This is a genomic window from Hydrotalea sp. AMD, assembly GCF_004100315.1.
GTDB classification, from domain to species: Bacteria; Bacteroidota; Bacteroidia; order Chitinophagales; family Chitinophagaceae; genus Hydrotalea; species Hydrotalea flava.
This window is the reverse complement of the sequence record NZ_SCKY01000018.1, coordinates 20,434-33,718: the sequence shown is the minus strand read 5'-3', so window position 1 is coordinate 33,718 and position 13,285 is coordinate 20,434. Positions and strand designations below refer to the sequence as shown.

The following is a 13,285-nucleotide window of genomic DNA, read 5'->3' as shown; positions in this document are numbered from 1 at the left end:
AGAGTAGGTGGATTCTGCCTACTTTCACTTTATGCTTACTCCTCAACTTAAACTGGTAGGCATCGCAGATGACGCTACCAGTATAACGCTTCAAGAAAATACTGGAGCCTATTCGACCAGTAACACAGGCGGTTTTGGAACTCCTAATCCTGCACAGGGTACTATTTCCGGCGTGATCCTGGTAGCTACCCAGTATAGTAATATCAACATACAAGCCCCTTATAGACTGTCCTCTACTGAACAAGCTTCATTCTTCTCAGCAGGAGTAAGTTTACTGGCAACACAGTTTAGTGTTGCTACCCTGGGCGGGGTGTTCCAAGACGGTGTATTCGATTTTAAGTATGAATGTCTATTTCAATCCACCGGCATTAGTGCTGTTCAGGGAAGTAAGCAATTCACGCTTACAAATGCTAATACTATTCTGGCTGGTGCCGTAGGTATTGTATTCCCTGACAATCTTTCTCTCATATACTACATCGATAAATCTCAACCATTGACCAATGCTGGTGGGTATGTAACCAGTCCTTTCCTGGCTTCTGAGACAGGTAATTTTGAGTTCAGCTATGAAGGAGATTTAAAAGTGCTGGTAGATAAAGCAGGATACAACTGCTGGTTAAGAGATGTAGGCATCTGGGCAGAAGATAACTGCCAGCAGGAAAACTTCCGTCACATCTGGACCAGATACAAACAGCGCATCGCAATGACTACTAAATTCGGATCTGGCATGTACTACGATGCTCACAACCTGGCTGTGAAAGTAGCCAGCTATTGTTCACCACATGTATACAGCAACTGCGGATGCAACTAACTACAATTGATATAAACAACAGGTACAATGAGGGTGTAGGGTATTTGACTGATATCACTAACAGCAAATTCCTGCGTTCTAAATACGGTGTACAATTTACAGGCACTGGCAGTGACACAAAGCTGCTCATGCTGCTTACTGCGTTAGAATCCTGGGACAATCGTCCAGGGGCACTTAATGTATTGGATGAATACCAGATGATTGCTATCCTGGATAATATCCGTCGCTATGGAGCAGATGAGCTGGCTAACAATCCACCATCTGCTGATAAACTGGCTACTCCCGGCTTCTCTTCTTCTCAGCAGCCGATCTATTTTTCAGTGGCCAATACCTCCAGTGTAAACCTATCTGTATCCAATAGTATACTCAGTGCTAATGTTAAATTATCTGGTGCCACTGGTAACAAAGCCATACTCAACTATGATGGTATTTACGTGGCAGATAGTGGTACTGTAGTTAAATTTCTACAAGGCAGTGATTTCAATGCTGGTACTAATGAGTATGACGATCCGACTATGGCCGGTAAAAAGCTACAGATATGGCATCGTGGTTTAGGCTTCCTGCTCTATAACTACAATAATCCGAGTGATCCTAATAACGAATTCACTATACTCCCTACAGGAGGATTTATCATCACCATCTCTGGCTTCAATGTACACGATGGCAATAACTATTTTCATGTAATCATATAATCACTATGAAAAAAATACTGACCAGTGTTGGAGCACTGTTATTGTTCATAACCCTGACAGCTCAACCAGTCAGGGAAACTTCTCCAACCTCGATTACCAATCTCATTCAAAGACTCATGGCAGGTAAGAACTTTTATCTGCCAGTTGTGTCTTCCGCCCCTACCACACGTCCTTCTCTCACAGCAGGAAAAGGTGTAGATTCTATTGGTGCCATGGTGTATAATTCCGGTGATACCAGTGTGTATGTGTACGCTGGGATGGATCAATGGCACCGTTACCCGGCAGTAAAATGGTTATTGAGTATATTCTACACTAAATATCAGGTGGATAGTATTATTGTAGCGGAAGCCCCACGAATCACACATGATGTAACTGTATACCTGGGAAACAACAAAACTGTAGGAAGATATACTAATGGTCAGACTATTCCATCTACAGGCTGGAGTATTACTCAGTTTGTAGATAGCATATCTCAAGAAGTAGTACATCCAACTTATGCATCCCCGACAGCCTCAATTAATCCCGGAACAGCTTATTATGAAAGAGGATCTCAGGTAACTACAGTAATGAGTGTAGCTTATACTCAAAACGATGGGGGCCAGGTATCTGGAATTACTTATTATGCCAATGGCAGTCAGCTGGGGATTAACAGTTTTACTGTAACCAGTTTAACCAGTACTCAGAGCTATTACGCAGCGGTACAGTATACACAGGGAGCTTGTAAGTTGAATAACCTGAGCCAAACAGACTGTACCGGGCAGATACTTGCAGGAACCATTAATACCAATACTAATTATGTAATTCCTTTCGACAAACGTTACTGGGGGTTTTTAGATGTAAATAATCCTACTTCAGCTCAGATATTAACGCTGACTCAGGATAATAACGGATCTACAGGCACTATCACGCTGACTAATATAACTCCTAATGCTACATCAAATGGGGGCAATGGACAGTACTTTGAGTACTTTACTAAAGGATCAGTGAGTAGCGTTACAGTAAATAATCTGCCTTCTACCAGGGCATTTACCATTACTACATACAGCGTAACTAATGCACAGGGATTTACCTCAACATACACTTATGTTCGTAGTAACAACTTGTTAAACCAACCTATTTCAAGTATCGTAATTCAATAGTATGAAAAAGATTTTAGCCATTATAACCGCCTCTATCCTTGTATCCACTGCTGGTTTAGCCCAGGGTGGACTTGCTACTGATGGACGACTACAGCCATCTGGTAACTTCCCGATTACTAAATTCGGGGAACATCAAACCGGCTATTGGCCGTTATCAAGACTTAGCCAACGGGATAGTATCCCTACCTGGCAGCGTACTTACGGCATGGAAGTGTACGTAAGCGCTACTGATAGTGTATATGTGTTAAAAGATCCCACGCTGAGAGATGGTAATTGGGTGGCTTACAAGCAAAGTTCAGTAGATTTCACCACGCTGATGAAGTATACAGACACTGCCAGTATGTTAAACCCTTACCTACTAAACTATAAAGGAGTAAAATATACAGACACTACTTTAATGCTACAGCCGTTTGCCCGAACATACAATAACCTATCAGATCTTAGCAGTCCGTCGTTAGCGAGGAGTAATTTGGGCCTTGGCAGTTTTGCTCTTAAAAATTCAATCGATACTACAGATATTGCCAGCTTCTACACTAAAGTGAGAAGCTTGTTTTCTGCTGGTACAAATATCAGCTTAGCAAATGGACAGATTAATAATACCTATACTTATACCCTACCTCAGGCTACCAGCAGTACGCTGGGTGGAGTTAAAGTAGGAGCGTACATGGGTCTATCTGCAGATGGTACTATCAGCCTAACTCAAAGTGGAATTATCGGAGCATTGACTTACACTCCGGAAAACAGTGCAAACAAAGGGGCAGCTAACGGTTACGCATCTTTGGATGGAGGCGGTAAAGTGCCTCTATCACAACTACCGTCAACGTTATTGATCTATAAAGGCCAATGGAATCCTTCCACTAATACGCCCGCGTTATCAGATAGTACAGGCACGAGTGGCTATGTGTATCAGGCAAGCGCAAACGGAACGGTTAATCTTGGCAGCGGATCAATTACATTCTATACTGGTGATTATGTGATACATAACGGCACAATGTGGGAGCGTTCGGGTGGTACCAGTGATGTGCATTTTGTGAATGGTAAATCGGGCACATCTATTACTCTTGTAACTGATGATATTGGGGAGGGAACTGCGAATAAATACTTCACAAATGCAAGAGCGCAATCGGCTATATCACTTACTACTACAGGCAATAGCGGTGCAGCTACTTATACAAATGGTTTATTCAATATACCTTCTTATACTTTAACTGGATTAGGCGGTGAGCCATCTATTACAGCAGGTACAACAACACAATTTTGGCGAGGTGATAAATCTTGGCAAACACTCAACACCTCTGCTGTTCCTGAAAGTGGAAACCTGTATTATACAGATGGGAGAGCAAGAGCATCAATTTCTGTTAGCGGCTCACTTTCTTATAACAGCACAACAGGCGTTATTAGTTATACGCAGCCAACTAATGTGAGCACCTTCACGAATGATGTGGGTTATATTACAGGAAGTTATACTGGCTTTGATAATCGTTATCAACCATTAGAAAATCAAAGATTAAGTACTGGTAATATTCCTACATTTTATCAACAAACTTTAACGAATGGATATATTTATTTAGGAGGTTCAACAGCTTACCCACAGATTGTTTTTAAGAGCACTTCCAATCCTGCTAATAGAATTTTATACAATGACGGTACAAATGAGTTGGTTTGGAGATATGATGGTACAAGCGACGCTCTTTTACTTAATTCTATTAATTTTAATTATTATGCTTTACCTCGTTCGGGTGGCACATTAACAGGTACTTTAAATGGTACATCTGCTTCTTTTAGTACTGACGTTTCATCTCAAACACGATTCAACGCAGGTTCTACTGGTTATGTTGCTCAACTAATAGGTGGTTCATCGGATAATGCTGTTTTAGTTAATGTAAATAACGACAATACAAAATGGTCAATAGGTTCAAATGTAAGTTTTCAGAATGTTTCTCAAAACAGAAATTTGAATTTCAACTATTCGAATGGTACGTCATGGACTAATCTTTTAAACATTACCCCTGCTGGTGCAGCTACATTCACAAGCAGTGTTACGGCAACCGCATTTTACAACTCATCCGATGGGCGATTAAAAAAAATTATCTCACGCAAAGGCGATATGGTGACCTACAGATGGAAAGATGGCAGAGATAAACTAATTCATTATGGCTACATAGCACAGGAAGTGCGCAAAACAATGCCTAATCAGGTTTTAAAAGATGATAAAGGCTACTTATCTGTTAACTACACAGAAGTACACACTAAGAAAATTAACGATTTGGAAAATGAGGTGGCTGAATTGAAACAACAAATTAATGAATTGAAGAAATTGCTTAAATCTTTACAACAATGAAATATTTATTAGGTGTTTTTTTACTAACTTCCATCAGCGTGCAAGCACAGTGGGCTTCTATAGCTAACAACCAATGTGTTAGCTTCGCTGATGTGATTAATAGTAATTTATTTGTCTCTCAAAATTCGCCCACATCATCAAATAAATTACTCTCTAAGTATGATGCAAGTAATTACTTTTATTTAGATCCTAATAACACAAGTTTTGCCACAAAAGCAAATAATCAGTTATTAAGTAAACAGGATTTAACCAGTGCAGCCGATTCTTTTAACATTAGTTATGGTCTTTCTGGACAACTCTATGTAGGTTGGGCATCTTCAACAAGTGCATGCGATAGTGGTTCATCTTCACCACGCATTTATGTTGCACATGCTACCAGTTATGCATTAAATTCATATTTTGCAACGAATGGTTTTCTCTTTAGCAATTCTGCGTGGTATTATACAAATACATATAGTAATGCATTTCATACATCAATTAACGCAAATGGGTATTATTACATAGATACTATTCAGAGCTGTACAACAGTTGTAAATTGTACAGTTTCTTTTTATGTAGATGCATCTAATAATTATGTTGTAGAGGCAACGAGTAGTACTGCGCCAAATACAAATATTACTGTAGTTGGTAATTTAGTAGATGCATCAACAACTGTAAGTAGTGGTTATTCAATAACGATAAATTCAGGAACAACTTCAAAAACACAAATTGTAGGTATTAGACCCTTAGACCCAACTCAAAGAAATTGCACTTTTACCATTACATCAAATACACCAACTTCTTTTGGAGATCAAACTTATAGTTGGAGGTCTGTTAATAAATATTAATAACCAAAAACAAATATTATGCTTAACATCATTATTGCTATTCTGGTAATTCTTGTCACGGTTGTTATTTTTAAATTGGTAACCAACGGCAGTAAAGTTTCAATTGAGGAACCGCAACAACCACCTGTTACCGGTGGTGGAGGTGCAGCTTCCGACCCGAATAATCCAGTTATTAAAGGGCAAGACCAAAGCCTTGAACAACCTTCTTAATTTGGTTTCATAACAGCAGTGTTACAAAGTAGCCATGTTTCTACATGGCTTTTTTAAAACAATTGGTATTAAAGCATTTAAGATAAGGGGTATTTGTTACATATATCTAACGATTAATAACTGCTCAGAGATAGTACATTAGCGTATCACAATAAGATTACATAATCAGTACATATTTTACGCCCTATGTCTACCAAATCAACCAATATTATCGAACATTTCGTACTACGATCAATAACTCCAATACTGGTAATTATCGTAAGCTTTCTCCTCAAGAATAAACTCGACAGTATAGAAGACAGTATGAAAACGGTGCAGGTAATACTGATTGAACAAGGTAAACTAAATGTAAGGATGGACGGGGCTGAGTCAGATATCAGGAGTCTTAAAGCTAAACTGGGTCAGGTAAAAACTCCAGCTAAGCAAGAAGATCAGATTACACTTAGTAGTCTTACGGGAAAATGAAACCTTTATAACTAAAACGTATAACTATGAACTCAAGCAACTTCTGGATTCAGCTGATTGAAAGACTTTTCAGTAGCAATCCTAAATTTTTCAAGTACATCCAGTATGTATCTTTGGCCATCTCAGCTATTACTGGTTTACCAGATTTACTTGGCTACTTCGGTATACATTTAACTGGAACCTGGCTGGTATTTGAGAATAAAATTATCGCTATATCTGGTATAGTAGCAGCACTGATTGCTCAGTTGCCTAACCCCAACACTCCGGCAACTCCTGCAGTAGGAACAAATCAACCAGCACCAACCAGCAAATAACTCTAATCTATGAAAACCATAATAATAGCAGGGATCATATCAATGATCTTTGCTGTTATTGTTTCATGCAATACCCAAAAGCAAATCGCTAAACGGGATAACGCTGCATTAGAAAGGATAACAGCAAAAAGATCATTACTGGCAGAACTGAAACCATTCGTGGACAGTATCTGGCCGTGCATTGTGGACACTACAGGAGTAATGCTCTTACCTGGTAAAGTAGACACGCTGAGGATTAGTAGCGGAGGAGACGTTTACTCTGACTACGGTCTTGCATTTCCATTCTTACTTGATACTACCTGGTTATTTAAGTACAAGGATAGCACTAAACTTACTGTTGATAGCAGTATATCAAAACACATTGACGAAGCTTATAAATCAGGATACGTAAAAGGATTCCAGACTGCAGTAGAGCAGTTCAATAGTCATCAGCTATTCCGTGCACCGGATACCATGACCTACTCTCTTCGCAGCAGACGAGAATTGAATATCGCTAACGACGCCCTTCATTCTACTCAGCAGCAATTATCAGGATCAAGAAGTCTGGCTGAGAGTTATAAGCAAGATAGAAACTATGCTTACTTGTATCTGATTATAGCCATCATACTGCTGGTAGGAACTAATCTGCTATGGGCTAAACTTAAATTCAAAATATGAACCTGAAAGAGATAGCTAAAGGATGGTACAATTTTGTAGTGGCATCCGCTGAGCATAAACAGATGATCGAGGAGAGACTGGCCATTTGTGACCAATGTCCTCACAAACAGCAGATAAGCACTACAGGACAGGCGCTCATTCACGCTATCAATAAACAGGGATCAATATACTACTGTGGTCAATGTGGATGCCCACTGGCTGGTAAAACCGCTAACCTGGAGTCCAGTTGCCCGTTAAGTAAATGGGTAAGCTGGGTAACTCCACAATCCTATTACTAATGCTTACCGATAACCTTATCAAGAAAATTATACAAGTTGTACGCTATTTTGAGACATCTAAAGTTACAGGAGCTGACTATGGAGCACTGTCAATGTTCAATGATGGCCCCGGTAACCGAAAACAAATCACTTATGGAGCCAGTCAAACTACTGAATTTGGCATGCTGCATAAACTGATTCAGATGTACATAGATGCCAAAGGAGAATACACTTCATCTTTTGAAGCATACATCAGTCGTATAGGAGATCCTACTAAACCTACTCTGGCAGATGACAGAGCATTTATCATACTACTTAAATCCGCTGCGAAAGATCCAATTATGTGGCAAGTGCAGGATCAGTTCTTCCGTCAGTACTATTTCCATCCAGCAGAAGACTGGTTTGAGAAACACGGTTTTAGTCTTCCTTTATCCATGCTTGTAATATATGATTCATTCGTACAGTCTGGTTCTATCATGGACTTTCTCAGGAACAGGTTCCCAGAAAAAGTACCAGTAGATGGTGGGAATGAAAGAGAATGGATCAGTGAATACGTTCAAGTGAGAGATGTGTGGTTAGAAACTAATACAGCCAGGCCTATCCTAAGGAATACTGATTACAGGACAGACAGTTTTATTTACGCTATACGGCAAGATAACTGGATGCTGGATAAACCATTTACTGTGGTAAATTATCCCGACCCTGCTAACCAACAAACTCCTCAGGTATGGGCCACGATTTCATAACCCATAACCATTAAACCATGGCTAAGCCCAAGCCCCCTATCTATGTTAAACTTCATTCAGAGATCGTAACCCTTCTTAAACATGGTGAAAAAGCAATCTACATAGCCAGACAACTCGGTGAAAGAGAGAAACTTGATTACCAGCAAACAAACTCACTCAGAGTATATGTACAAAGAGTACGTGAAAGCCTATATCACAATCAACAGCAGTACGGAAAAGAAGCTGCAGTTATTACCAGTGATAAAAAAGTCAGCGAATTTCACTGGAGAAGTGTAGTACCTCATCTTAAAACTTTCCAAAACATAGTCAATGATGCCTCTGGCTCACAATCTGAAGCTAACTGGAAGATAGAAGCTGATCAGATATGTGTAGCTGTCATTGGAGATTTACAGCTCGGCAGTTGGGCTACAGATTACGAACTATTTATGAAAGTGACAGATGAGATTCTTAACACTCCTAACTTGTACGTGATTCTCGTAGGCGATCTGATTCAGATGGCCATTAAAATGAGAAACGTATTGGAAATGATGGATAACCTAATGCCTCCTAAGATTCAGTTCATGTTTCTTGACAGTTGGCTGAATGACATCAAGCACAAAGTCATTTGTTCTACCTGGGATAATCACGCTGTAATGAGAGAAGAGGCAATGACCGGGTATAGTAATTACGCTAATATTTTCAGCCGGCACACAATATTCCATAACCACATAGGCCATATCGATATCAGCGTGGGAGATATTACCTATAAATGGGCCGTAACTCACTTCTTCCGTGGTAAATCCATGCTTAACAATGTACATGCTCCTATGCGTTACATGAGAATGGAAGCTCCTGACAGGGATATCGCTGTTCAAGGAGATTTTCACCTGCCAGGAATAGCCAAGTACTGGGAAGGAGGTAGAGAACGCTGTGCAGCAGTATGTGGATCTATTCAGGTAGATAGTGGATACGCTAAACGGTTCTTTTCTCTGAAGACCTGTCCAACTTATCCATGCATAGCACTGTCCGGAAAGGAAAAGATGTCTACTCCATATTGGTCAATCCAGGAATGGGTTAACGCAACGAATCAAAGCCAATCGGTTAAAAAAAGGTAGAGCGCATAGTCTCTACCTTTTCATTTTACTGTATTGGGCCAGATTGGTATCCTTTCCAATCTTGTCCTAACATTTAGTTTTCACCATCTCCTGCTTCTTGCTTAGGCTTTAATTCCTGACCTTGCTGTTCTTGCTGTGTTTCTTCTTCAGGGGGTACAGTATCCCTGAGCACTTCTACAATAGCTCCGAATAACTCATCTTTCTTCCGCTGGAAGAGAGGGAGTTGATCGTACTCTACCATGCAAGGGTGAGTTTTGGCCTCGGCATCCTTTACTTCTCCGTATACCCAGCCATCTGCTTCTTTGGCTTTGTACCAAGATTCGTGTTGAGCTTCGGGGGTTGCATCCGGATTAGCTAACCTGAACTCTACTCCTTTTACAGCAGATTCTCTCTGCCAATCGGGGGCATCATGCCAGTCTTTCTGGCTAAAATCGCCATTCATTTCACACCAGGCTTTGTTTGTCTGATGGCAAATAACAGCGATCTGTTCTACCGGGTTACGGTTGTCTGTTCTGTATGACATAATTGTGGTTTACAAAATGATAAAGCTGGAGTGTGATGGAGGACTAAGAAGTTCTTCTGGTAAATCATCTTCTCTCACCTCTAACACTTCCATCCATTTGTGCTTTAGAGATTCATGCTGCTCTAAAGCCATGAGAATTGCGTCTGTAATAAGGTTACCGGCACTGTCTTTTACCTCATACTTGAGACCGCAAAGCTCTCTGATTTTTTGCTTCGCTTCATCTGACATCTTTGTATACCTACCTTGAATAAATCGTCGTAGATCTGCAGCCCACATCGTTGGTATCTCAAAAATGAGAAAATCCCTGTCCATGTTAGAGATTGTCTCTACATAGCAGGGATGTTCTACTGTATGTAAACATAGATTAGGATCAGCTACATGAACTGCTACGCTACGTTTACCATGGATAAGATACGAATTGATGAAATTGCTATGCCCGAAGGCTTCTACGTTAAGATCTAATAAAGGAAGTATATACCAGCTGCACAGATGCTTCTCATTCAGTTTCTGAATAAAAGGGTCCGGCATATTTTACTGCTGATGGTACTTCTTTAAGGTGATTCTGTTTGTAAGATTCTACATCAAACTTGTAAGAGTCCCACAAAGGATGTGATGGAGTCATCATACGAATCGTATTATACGTTTCCGTGAAAATGATCGGACCATAATACGGGCCATACTGTTTCTGATAAGCTAACTGCACTGCATTCTCCCACAGCAGCTGCTGGGTCTCATCTAAAAGCTTTTTAGCTTTAGCTTCTCCCATACCAGTGATGCCGTTTACATTATCAGTTGTATCGCCTGTAAGTACCTGCATCCATAAATTCCTTTTAGCAGTATTGTACTCGATGATGTCCACTTGTAATGGACTATCTTCTGTGTTCTGCTTATAGTTTAAATGAAAACCAGGTATTTGCTTCAGATCCTTATCCGGACTACACAATACAGCTTTGGGATCACCTTCTACTATAGCCGCTACAACATCGTCTGTTTCCAGATGATTAGGAGCTAAAGTAAACCACCACTCATCAACTAAATGTTGACGGATGATAGGTTCCCAAAACTTGATCCATTCTTCTTTATCTGTCCGGTTACCTTTGTAAGGCTTATACTTGTAGATGTTCTTTCTAAAACAGTTATTACCTATAGGAGCAATCACGCCTATATAGTATTTCATGCCAGTGATAGCAAAGAAATCTTTTAACCACTGATCGACAGCGTGTTTTACCAACGCCTCATCAGTATGGTCTCTGTGATGCCAGCCTATCATGTAGGCGATAGTGTCACCATCTATCACCAGATACTCACAGGATTCTGGCAGCGGCTGAGTTAATTCGACCGAGCTTTTCATATATGAGTTTGTAATAAACATTTGTACCTACTGATTCTCTACGTACCACTCCGATATCTATCAAATTACTTACAGCTTTTCTAATTCGACTAATGTTCATCTCATCTGTTTCCATTTCACGGATAGTTCCTTCTTTCTCACGCTGAAGATAATTAATGACGTGTACGGCTGTGGGATTCGTGATTACAGTAAATATGGTAAGTGCTGCTCTATGTGCAGCAGTAGCTGACTGTATTGATTCGCTCATGCTCTTCGTTGTTTGGATTCTGACTGAGTTTTATGCCCATGACACGTTTTGCAAAGCACCTGATACGCATTTGTTCCTTCTGCTGTCAGCCTTTCAATAAACCCTGGAATATCATCAAGAGTCCGAAGACCCCCGCAAGGAATGATATGATCTACTTCCACTTGTTTACGAGGAAACCAACCTTTACATTCTTTGCATTGATACTCCCATTTGAGTTTCTTATTAAGGCTTTGAGATTTACGTTTAGCTTTCTCTAATGCTTGTTTCATTGGAATCCACCACCTAAATGCTCTTCTCAGCGTAGAACGTATTTTTTGAAAGTACTGTGCTTCTGTCATGGTACCTCCATTGCGTGTCTTGGGTACTTTGGATTTTCGTGCTTTTGGCATAGATAAGGGTATAGATTAAGCGGTTAGGACTAACGTTGATGCCTAACCACTTACAAATCTACAGAAGAATTTTCTTCTGATCCATATCTTCAGCCATCTGATTAATTTTCTGCTGATCAACATCCACTGCATCCTCGATGAGTTTTGCATATTCTGCATCACCGAGTTTAGCATACTCACTGCTGTGATACAGGTTCTGAGTAACGCCTTCTAAAGCAGAGTGAGGGAAATACTTCAACACGCGAAGTGCACCGGTGCCTTCGTGATCAATACCACCAATATGCATGGGATCAACAAACACATTGAGTGTAAGTGTTCCATCATGCTGATAGTTCTTGATGTAACGAAGACCACCAATGTGAAGACCTTTCACACAAGTAGCAGAGTCGTTACAGTTCACTTTATCCCAGCTGTCCAGGTAGACTGGCTTACCTACACGAATGATGTGTCCGAGGTAGTCTGCTGAGTAGAAATCATCGCCGCTTTGGCCCTGAACGCAAGGTTCAAACACGCGTTGTTCAAGCAGTTCTGGTTTCTTGTAAGTTTTCAGCCCGGTGAATTCATCTACTTCAAAATCGAAGCGATCCACTTTTTTCACACCATTTTCACCATCAGCTACATACTTCCAGTCGATTTCTTTCACCACTTTGTAAGTAGCCAGCAAACCTTCCTGGGTAAAGCTTACATCATACATGGTAGCACGTTGGGTGGCCACTTCTTCAGACAGGCCACTTTCTTCCATCAGCTTTGTTTTCAGTTCATGGTTTACTACTGTAGTGTTGATGTAGCGAGCGTAGTTAGCAGCTTTCTGATCACTGTACCATGGGTTACGAAGGAAACGTGCCCAGTTCTTCACCAGCGGCATCACGTCAATCTTCTTTTCCACGGAATAAATGATACGATCCACCATGCTCTTAGGTAAAGGCTTGTTACTCACTTTACCATTGATGGCCAGGAACACTTTGCCAGTGGCAGGACTTACAAACAAGTACTGTCCTCCTTGAGCGTGTTCGATAAGCTCTTTGTAGTTCTCTTTAGTGAGTGGCTCAAACTCATCTAAGATGTCTTTCAGCTCATCCATTGAAGATGCAGCTGCGGCTTTAGCCTCTAAATCTTTCATATAGCCATACTTGCTTTCATTGTAAGCAATGCCAAAAGGCTGGCCTTTGAAAGAGCCGGTGATGCTGTCACCGACGCGATTAACGGTTATAAACATACTCATACG

The 13,285-nt window shown here is 40.5% G+C and carries 16 protein-coding genes; 10 read left to right on the top strand and 6 right to left on the bottom strand.

The genetic code is table 11. From position 1 onward, the window contains the following. Window positions 1–31: 31 nt before the first annotated feature. From EO766_RS13515 to EO766_RS13470, 10 genes are all read left to right on the top strand, one after another. Window positions 32–808 (top strand): hypothetical protein, encoded by a 777-nt coding sequence (locus EO766_RS13515; RefSeq protein WP_287101349.1) that lies wholly within the window; start codon window positions 32–34, stop codon window positions 806–808. Next, window positions 769–1,500 carry a hypothetical protein gene (locus EO766_RS13510; protein ID WP_287101347.1) on the top strand — a complete coding sequence of 244 codons (732 nt, stop codon included), beginning with the start codon at window positions 769–771 and terminating at the stop codon, window positions 1,498–1,500. The genes EO766_RS13515 and EO766_RS13510 overlap by 40 nt, the downstream gene beginning before the upstream one ends. Before the next feature lie 5 nt (window positions 1,501–1,505). Continuing rightward, window positions 1,506–2,639 (top strand): hypothetical protein, encoded by a 1,134-nt coding sequence (locus tag EO766_RS13505; protein WP_287101346.1) that lies wholly within the window; start codon window positions 1,506–1,508, stop codon window positions 2,637–2,639. Window position 2,640: 1 nt separating this feature from the next. Then, window positions 2,641–4,980, top strand: a complete 2,340-nt coding sequence (locus EO766_RS13500) for a tail fiber domain-containing protein (protein ID WP_287101345.1) — start codon at window positions 2,641–2,643, stop codon at window positions 4,978–4,980. After that, window positions 4,977–5,807 (top strand): hypothetical protein, encoded by an 831-nt coding sequence (locus EO766_RS13495; protein ID WP_287101344.1) that lies wholly within the window; start codon window positions 4,977–4,979, stop codon window positions 5,805–5,807. The genes EO766_RS13500 and EO766_RS13495 overlap by 4 nt, the downstream gene beginning before the upstream one ends. Before the next feature lie 18 nt (window positions 5,808–5,825). Beyond that, a complete protein-coding gene (locus EO766_RS13490) occupies window positions 5,826–6,017 on the top strand; it encodes a hypothetical protein (RefSeq protein ID WP_287101342.1) in 192 nt (63 codons plus the stop codon). 491 nt (window positions 6,018–6,508) lie between these two features. After that, a complete protein-coding gene (locus EO766_RS13485) occupies window positions 6,509–6,796 on the top strand; it encodes a hypothetical protein (protein ID WP_287101340.1) in 288 nt (95 codons plus the stop codon). A gap of 9 nt (window positions 6,797–6,805) precedes the next feature. Then, a complete protein-coding gene (locus EO766_RS13480) occupies window positions 6,806–7,453 on the top strand; it encodes a hypothetical protein (protein WP_287101339.1) in 648 nt (215 codons plus the stop codon). A 277-nt stretch (window positions 7,454–7,730) separates the two neighbouring features. Then, window positions 7,731–8,456 (top strand): chitosanase, encoded by a 726-nt coding sequence (locus EO766_RS13475; protein ID WP_287101338.1) that lies wholly within the window; start codon window positions 7,731–7,733, stop codon window positions 8,454–8,456. Between the two features lie 17 nt (window positions 8,457–8,473). Then, window positions 8,474–9,550 (top strand): hypothetical protein, encoded by a 1,077-nt coding sequence (locus EO766_RS13470; RefSeq protein WP_287101337.1) that lies wholly within the window; start codon window positions 8,474–8,476, stop codon window positions 9,548–9,550. 73 nt (window positions 9,551–9,623) lie between these two features. Here EO766_RS13470 and EO766_RS13465 read toward each other — a convergent pair whose 3' ends face one another. From EO766_RS13465 to EO766_RS13440, 6 genes are all read right to left on the bottom strand, one after another. Beyond that, entirely contained in the window at window positions 9,624–10,073 is a 450-nt protein-coding gene (locus EO766_RS13465) for a RyR domain-containing protein (RefSeq protein ID WP_287101335.1), read from the bottom strand. A gap of 9 nt (window positions 10,074–10,082) precedes the next feature. Next, window positions 10,083–10,385 (bottom strand): hypothetical protein, encoded by a 303-nt coding sequence (locus tag EO766_RS13460; protein ID WP_287101333.1) that lies wholly within the window; start codon window positions 10,383–10,385, stop codon window positions 10,083–10,085. Window positions 10,386–10,569: 184 nt separating this feature from the next. Beyond that, window positions 10,570–11,424, bottom strand: coding sequence for a hypothetical protein (locus EO766_RS13455; protein WP_287101332.1), 855 nt, complete (start codon window positions 11,422–11,424; stop codon window positions 10,570–10,572). Beyond that, window positions 11,378–11,671: a hypothetical protein gene (locus EO766_RS13450; RefSeq protein WP_287101330.1), complete on the bottom strand. Its 294-nt coding sequence runs from the start codon at window positions 11,669–11,671 to the stop codon at window positions 11,378–11,380. The genes EO766_RS13455 and EO766_RS13450 overlap by 47 nt, the downstream gene beginning before the upstream one ends. Further along, on the bottom strand, window positions 11,668–12,009 hold the full coding sequence (locus tag EO766_RS13445; RefSeq protein ID WP_287101329.1) for an HNH endonuclease signature motif containing protein: 342 nt from the start codon (window positions 12,007–12,009) through the stop codon (window positions 11,668–11,670). Before EO766_RS13445 ends, EO766_RS13450 begins: the two co-directional genes overlap by 4 nt. 109 nt (window positions 12,010–12,118) lie before the next feature. Further along, complete coding sequence (locus EO766_RS13440; RefSeq protein ID WP_287101328.1) at window positions 12,119–13,282, bottom strand: hypothetical protein; 1,164 nt, start codon at window positions 13,280–13,282, stop codon at window positions 12,119–12,121. Between the last annotated feature and the right edge of the window lie 3 nt (window positions 13,283–13,285).

What these genes read in the sequence shown, in the direction of transcription:
- EO766_RS13515 (WP_287101349.1), top strand. Translation starts at nt 32, where the DNA reads ATGCTTACTCCTCAACTTAAACTGGTAGGCATCGCAGATGACGCTACC.
- EO766_RS13505 (WP_287101346.1), top strand. Translation starts at nt 1,506, where the DNA reads ATGAAAAAAATACTGACCAGTGTTGGAGCACTGTTATTGTTCATAACC.
- EO766_RS13500 (WP_287101345.1), top strand. Translation starts at nt 2,641, where the DNA reads ATGAAAAAGATTTTAGCCATTATAACCGCCTCTATCCTTGTATCCACT.
- EO766_RS13495 (WP_287101344.1), top strand. Translation starts at nt 4,977, where the DNA reads ATGAAATATTTATTAGGTGTTTTTTTACTAACTTCCATCAGCGTGCAA.
- EO766_RS13490 (WP_287101342.1), top strand. Translation starts at nt 5,826, where the DNA reads ATGCTTAACATCATTATTGCTATTCTGGTAATTCTTGTCACGGTTGTT.
- EO766_RS13485 (WP_287101340.1), top strand. Translation starts at nt 6,509, where the DNA reads ATGAACTCAAGCAACTTCTGGATTCAGCTGATTGAAAGACTTTTCAGT.
- EO766_RS13480 (WP_287101339.1), top strand. Translation starts at nt 6,806, where the DNA reads ATGAAAACCATAATAATAGCAGGGATCATATCAATGATCTTTGCTGTT.
- EO766_RS13475 (WP_287101338.1), top strand. Translation starts at nt 7,731, where the DNA reads ATGCTTACCGATAACCTTATCAAGAAAATTATACAAGTTGTACGCTAT.
- EO766_RS13470 (WP_287101337.1), top strand. Translation starts at nt 8,474, where the DNA reads ATGGCTAAGCCCAAGCCCCCTATCTATGTTAAACTTCATTCAGAGATC.
- EO766_RS13465 (WP_287101335.1), bottom strand. Translation starts at nt 10,073, where the DNA reads ATGTCATACAGAACAGACAACCGTAACCCGGTAGAACAGATCGCTGTT.
- EO766_RS13460 (WP_287101333.1), bottom strand. Translation starts at nt 10,385, where the DNA reads ATGGACAGGGATTTTCTCATTTTTGAGATACCAACGATGTGGGCTGCA.
- EO766_RS13455 (WP_287101332.1), bottom strand. Translation starts at nt 11,424, where the DNA reads ATGAAAAGCTCGGTCGAATTAACTCAGCCGCTGCCAGAATCCTGTGAG.
- EO766_RS13450 (WP_287101330.1), bottom strand. Translation starts at nt 11,671, where the DNA reads ATGAGCGAATCAATACAGTCAGCTACTGCTGCACATAGAGCAGCACTT.
- EO766_RS13445 (WP_287101329.1), bottom strand. Translation starts at nt 12,009, where the DNA reads ATGACAGAAGCACAGTACTTTCAAAAAATACGTTCTACGCTGAGAAGA.
- EO766_RS13440 (WP_287101328.1), bottom strand. Translation starts at nt 13,282, where the DNA reads ATGAGTATGTTTATAACCGTTAATCGCGTCGGTGACAGCATCACCGGC.